The organism is Acidocella aquatica, assembly GCF_030160635.1.
Taxonomy (GTDB): Bacteria; Pseudomonadota; Alphaproteobacteria; order Acetobacterales; family Acetobacteraceae; genus Acidocella; species Acidocella aquatica.
This window is the reverse complement of sequence record NZ_BSOS01000040.1, coordinates 1-4637: the sequence shown is the minus strand read 5'-3', so window position 1 is coordinate 4637 and position 4637 is coordinate 1. Positions and strand designations below refer to the sequence as shown.

The 4637-nt window shown below is 57.4% G+C and carries 4 protein-coding genes; all 4 read right to left on the bottom strand.

Annotated features, from left to right (window positions below; all coding sequences use genetic code 11):
* Window positions 1-164: 164 nt before the first annotated feature.
* The 4 genes from QQJ84_RS07550 to QQJ84_RS07535 all read right to left on the bottom strand — a co-directional run bounded on the left by QQJ84_RS07550 (window position 165) and on the right by QQJ84_RS07535 (window position 4357).
* The gene (locus QQJ84_RS07550; RefSeq protein WP_284257517.1) at window positions 165-1184 is read right to left on the bottom strand and encodes an AAA family ATPase; all 1020 of its coding nucleotides are present in this window, start codon (window positions 1182-1184) and stop codon (window positions 165-167) included.
* 1128 nt (window positions 1185-2312) lie between these two features.
* The gene (locus QQJ84_RS07545; protein WP_284257516.1) at window positions 2313-2651 is read right to left on the bottom strand and encodes a hypothetical protein; all 339 of its coding nucleotides are present in this window, start codon (window positions 2649-2651) and stop codon (window positions 2313-2315) included.
* A 221-nt stretch (window positions 2652-2872) separates the two neighbouring features.
* On the bottom strand, window positions 2873-3556 hold the full coding sequence (locus QQJ84_RS07540; protein ID WP_284257515.1) for a recombinase family protein: 684 nt from the start codon (window positions 3554-3556) through the stop codon (window positions 2873-2875).
* A gap of 414 nt (window positions 3557-3970) precedes the next feature.
* Entirely contained in the window at window positions 3971-4357 is a 387-nt protein-coding gene (locus tag QQJ84_RS07535) for a hypothetical protein (RefSeq protein WP_284257514.1), read from the bottom strand.
* Window positions 4358-4637 lie beyond the last annotated feature (280 nt).

The following is a 4637-nucleotide window of genomic DNA, read 5'->3' as shown; positions in this document are numbered from 1 at the left end:
CTCCTCGCGTAAAATGCCGAGAAAATTCTACTTATCAATCCCCTTAATGGCAGGGGGGATTACCCCCCCTATAACCCCCCTAATCTAAGCGTTAACTGAAGCAGTTACGGAGTAACTATCTCACAAAACGCTGGGTTGCGTCTCACAAAACGACGCCGCGAGACCTAAAAGTCTGAGTTTTGCTCTTCCGTCTCATCCCGGCCTGCGCGCAAGCACTCGTTCCATTCTCTCTTCGTTATCTCCCCGCTCGCTGTCGCCTTGTTTTTGTGACGGGTTACCTCCACCGGGCTTAGTCTCAGGGCCTCCCCGATTGCCGCCTGAGTCTTGTGGCGGCAGGACCGCACCGCCTCTACGACGGCCTTCATTTCGCTACTCGCGGTGGCCCGGGTGCTCCAGACCGTCCGCCCTGTGCCGTCCGCCCCGAGGTGCATTTCGGCGTCTCGCGTGGCCGCCGTGGGCTTCCCTCGGTACTTCGTCCAGGCTAGCTCAAAGGCCGCCCCATCGGTAACATTATGGCCGTCCAGGCGCTTCAGCCCCATGATAACCTCAAAGGTCGTCGCCAGCTTACTACTGCCCCGATAGTCATTACCCGCCTTTCCGGCGTGATGCACAAGGATACACGCTACGTTCGCCTGCTTGAACCGCATCAAGAACGACAGAATGGGGTTCATCGCCGCCGCCTCGTTCTCATCAGCCACCTCGGCCAAGGTGCTGAAATTATCCAAGATTACCAATTCGGCCTGCGTCTCCCGCACTCTCGCCATGATCGCATCTTGCCCCTCCTCATCGGCCAAGTTGGGAAACCGCGTGTCCGCCTGCTGGTCCTGCCGGGAGAGTACGACGAGATTGCGTCGCGCCGCCTCCATATCTATCCCCTCCACGGTATCCTTCAGCATCTCCAGGCGTTCCTTCAGGTCTTCGATGTGCATCTCGCCGTCCACCAGCAGCACCTTGCGCGGCGTCTCAGCTTCCCAGCCCGCCACCTTGCCGCCGCCCGCCACGGCCAGCGCTAGTGTATTCACCAGCATGGTCTTGCCGACACCCGTGGGAGCCCATAGTAGGGCGCTCTCCGCCGACCGCAGCCATGGAGACAGCAGCACCGCCCGGGGCGGAAACTGGCGGTCTAGCAGGTCGCCAAGCGTTGTCGTTCGCAGGCCCGCCGCCCGCGTGGTCTTATTCGTCATGTTATCCCTCTGAAAACGAAAAGAGCCCCGCAGCGTCACCGCCGGGGGCTCAGGGTTAATCTCTTGCTTGATCTACCGGGCAGTTTTGGGCCTCTGCATCGCGGGCTTTTCTCCGGCAAGGCCGTAGAATAATCGCTACGTCATATCTATTTCAGTGTTTTCCTAAAGGATAAGCACAACAGTAGCAGTCACAATACGACTACGTTATGATCTGGCTGCTTTACGCCTTCTCTGGCCCCGTTAAGCAGTGAGTTAGCGCCTTTTCGTGACTTCGGCGTAGGCAGCCTAAAGCGGGCTTCAGCGGCTTCTTAGGGCGTGTGCATGACTCCCCTTAATGGCAAAATGTTGGGGAGGCGGTACTTTTAAACAGCGCGGTTATTCAGTAGGAACGTCTTTACAATCAGGCGAAACGAGGGCGGGCTGGCGGCTTCTCGGTTCGTAATCCGCTATGCAATGGAGTGTTTATGTCCCCGTTCTCATCATTCGCCGTTCGACTCTTGGTCTTCGTTCCACTTATGGCAACGCTGCCCGGCTGCGTTCCGCAAATGGTCATGAACTCAATGGACCACCAGCATTATTCGGATTACGTTGTTAAAACGGAACAGATCAATTTAGACAGGCAGAAAGCAGGCCTTCAACCCGTAGCAATAATGACATTCGGGCAGTGGAAGGGTAACTCCTGATAGGCGGAATGACCGCCGAAGCGGCCCGCTGGGCTGCTCTGTTTTTTTGCTGAAGGCGCGCGCCGTGAGACTGCCCGGTCATCGGACAAACCAGAAAGCTGCCGGGCAGATGGCGGGGCTGCGATTAGCAGTGCGCGCCCCGCGCGCCTCCCGTAGACTCGCTTAGCGGGGCTTGAGCGGCTGGCGGTTATGAGCTGCAGGAATGGCACAACGGGCCTGTACGGCTTCCGCTGCCGCTCTACGCGCCTGTGTGATACTCCACGATAACGACTGACATATACACCACCGCAACTATTCCACCGGGCTTTGTGTTTTAACCCTGCGGCGGCGCGCCTGGACGGCTTTTGTCTGCTTTCCGCAACCCTCCCGGCCGCATGCCGAAAACCCGCTGACACCCCCCCCCCCGCACGCAGCGGGAAACGGCATGCCAGCGGTGGGATGGCGGTTAGACGGCCACCCGTGGCAGCGCTTTGCCGTACTGCGCCACCTCGGTCTCGATCTTATACAGCGCCGCCTCCAATGTCGGATGACATGAAGAGACCTCGGCATCAAACCGGCCAAGCCGCCGCCAGTCTTCCAGGCAGTACGCCCCGTTGCTCATGGTCCAGAGCGAGAACGCGGGCTGATACCCGCCGGGCAGGGTTACGAGTAAATTCTCTGGCACGGCTTCACCATCGCCAGCAATCTCAGAGGTAAGCCGTTGCGCCTCAGCTTCCTCGGACCACGCAATGAGCGCGGCTAGATCATCAGGGGAGAACGCAACGCCAATCATAGAGTTTTCCATGTTTTTTCTTTCAAAACGTCAATACATACCGCCATCAAGTCCTGCTTAATTCCTACTTTTTTGGTAGACTTATCAATCGAATTATTCAGACATTCCGCCTCCCTTCCGTCACCTCGCGCCGACTCAATGCCTGCGCTTGGTTGCCTTTGCGACCAACACCACGGCCAGGATCGAGACCATAACCAGCACCACAACGCCCAGAGCCAGCTTAAGGCGGCGCATCATGTCACCGCCTCGCCGCCTTGGGTCCGCCTATCGAGAACGCGCGTTACGCTCATCGCCGCCCAAGTCCCGCCGCGCGCCGTCCGTATCTGCCGGGCATTAAGCTGCTCAGCGATGGCGGCGAAGCTGAGACCCTGGGCGCGCATGGTCTCGATAATCGGCCCCACCCTGGCCGCGAATTCATCCGCCTTGCGTACCAGCGCCGCTGTTCCCTGGGCATGGTCTACCTTCGCTCCGCCCCGAAAACCGCCCAGCACCGTCCCGCGTTCCTTCGCCGCCGCCAGTGCGGCCTTGGTGCGGGCTGAGATCATCCGCCGTTCCTCGTCAGCCACCACTGCCATGATGCCGATGGTCAGACGGTTAGCGTGCGGCATATCCACGGCCACGAATTCCACCCCGGCCTTCTCCAGACCCAGGAGAAACCCAGCGTCACGGCTTAGCCGGTCCAGCTTGGCAATGAGCAGCTTTGCCCCGGTCAGACGGCAAGCCCCAAACGCCGCCACCAGCTTGGGCCGCTCGCTATTCTTGCCGCTCTCCACCTCCACGAATTCATCTAGCAGCGTCCAAGCGCCACCATTGAGATACTGAGCGATAGCGTGGCGCTGCGCCTCTAGGCCAAGACCGCTCTGGCCCTGTTTGGCCGTGGACACCCGCAAATATGAAATGAAATTCCCGTCTGCCATAACACCTCACAACTGAGTCACCGTTCGTTGACTGGGTTGTGACACGGCAGAATCGGCGTGACTTGAGTCAATTTGGAATCCCTACGATTCCGACAACGCATGACTCGGGGCGCTACATTGGCAATGTCTTTGCTCATGCATAGCTCTGGATTGCGTCGCGTTGTACGGTGCGTCATCCATGCGCAACCGTGAAGCTGGTTCACTGCATTGCTTGCTTTGTTGTCGTCTCGAATGATGGCCGGACAATGCTGCAATGAATTTCATTCGCTAAACGGCGCGCCGATTGATTGCGCGAACGATGATGACCGAACGAAAAACGCGGCGGCGCGCGCCGTATGGGGTAGGGGTAGTTTGCGAGGACTTCAAAAAACCGACATTTGGTTGTTGTTATTGTTGTTCTACGCTGGGCTTTCATCATTGAGCCTTCTGCATCTGTTCGATTAGGCTAATCGTTGCATCAATAATCTGATCTCTGGGATTATCCACACAGTAGTGTGCAAGATAATCCTGCTGCGCTTCTTTGGGGTATCCCTCCGAATAAAGGTCCAGAGGGTTTTTGTTTAAGTCCACCATGCGAACGTTATTCCAGGCGGCCATGTAGCCCTGCGCCCATGACATAACGACGATTTGAGTAGCGACCTCATTCCCACCGCCGCTAGCCATCAGTGCTGTGAACTGGGCGCACTTCATTGCGCCGATTTCTCCGGCAAACTCAGGTTGTTCATCCGAAGAGTCCGCCCAAGCTGGGAAGCCCGCCAGAAGCCCTAAAATAGCCACTGTAGAGAGAATGTAGGGACGCATAGGAAGCCTTTTTGTCGTTACAAATTATTTGCGAGCGTAGGGATGCACTGCGACTTGGTTAGGGTCAACATCATGGCCGCTGTTTTAGAGGTATAACGGCCCGCCCCTCCTTGCGGATGTGTACATACAGGTGATACATAGCCCCCAGAAGGGTTCGGCCACACCACTCTGATTTGAAACGACTTTTCTATCCAGGCAAGCACTCAGGGGAGGCTTCGAGTCCCCCCACCCGCACCAGCATAACTGGCTGAATTGAAAAGAATTAGTCAAATCAAAGAGC